Annotated in this window: 1 rRNA gene; it reads right to left on the bottom strand. The window is 56.8% G+C overall.

What is annotated here, in order from left to right:
- Positions 1-583 (bottom strand): 23S ribosomal RNA (locus P6709_RS19735); the annotation flags it as partial.

Genomic DNA, 583 nt, shown 5'->3' with positions numbered 1-583 from the left:
CGTGTGGGAAATCTCATCTTGAGGGGGGCTTCATGCTTAGATGCTTTCAGCACTTATCCCGTCCGCACATAGCTACCCAGCGATGCCAATGGCTTGACAACTGGTACACCAGCGGTGCGTCCATCCCGGTCCTCTCGTACTAAGGACAGCTCCTCTCAAATTTCCTGCGCCCACGACGGATAGGGACCGAACTGTCTCACGACGTTCTGAACCCAGCTCGCGTACCGCTTTAATGGGCGAACAGCCCAACCCTTGGGACCGACTACAGCCCCAGGATGCGATGAGCCGACATCGAGGTGCCAAACCTCCCCGTCGATGTGGACTCTTGGGGGAGATAAGCCTGTTATCCCCGGGGTAGCTTTTATCCGTTGAGCGATGGCCCTTCCATGCGGAACCACCGGATCACTAAGCCCGTCTTTCGACCCTGCTCGACTTGTAGGTCTCGCAGTCAAGCTCCCTTATGCCTTTACACTCTTCGAATGATTTCCAACCATTCTGAGGGAACCTTTGGGCGCCTCCGTTACTCTTTAGGAGGCGACCGCCCCAGTCAAACTGCCCGCCTGACACTGTCTCCCACCCGGAT

The organism is Jeotgalibacillus sp. ET6, from assembly GCF_029667115.1.
Lineage (GTDB): Bacteria > Bacillota > Bacilli > Bacillales > Jeotgalibacillaceae > Jeotgalibacillus.
The sequence above is the reverse complement of the archived record's forward strand: the minus strand, read 5'-3'. Positions and strand labels throughout refer to the sequence as shown.